The organism is Alcanivorax sp. HI0044 (assembly GCF_001634945.1).
The window spans coordinates 1-317 of record NZ_LWEZ01000769.1 but is presented as its reverse complement, the minus strand read 5'-3'; the positions used below and the strand labels follow the sequence as shown (position 1 = coordinate 317).

At 60.6% G+C, this 317-nt stretch carries 1 pseudogene; it reads left to right on the top strand.

The features are described from left to right. Positions 1-317, top strand: a pseudogene (locus A3730_RS31370) (thiol:disulfide interchange protein); the annotation flags it as partial.

The window sequence follows — 317 nt, the reverse complement described above, 5'->3', positions numbered from 1 at the left end:
TGTGCTACCCGCCCACCAAAAAAATCATCGAGTTCGCCAACCCCCAACCGACAAAAAAGCCGGTGGCCGCTCCGCCAGCAGCGGCGTCTGACTCCAGCGCTGGCCCAGGCTTCCTCGACACGCTGCAGTCCGAAGATGCCAACGCCTTCAATCAGTGGATGAAAGACCAGCCCCTTGGCCTGATCATCGGCCTGTTTTTTGTGGGCGGCCTGCTCTTGGCCTTTACCCCGTGCGTTTTTCCCATGGTACCGATCCTGTCCGGCATCATTGCCGGAGAGAAAGAGCCCAGTGCCGCCCGCGGCTTCACCCTGAGTGTC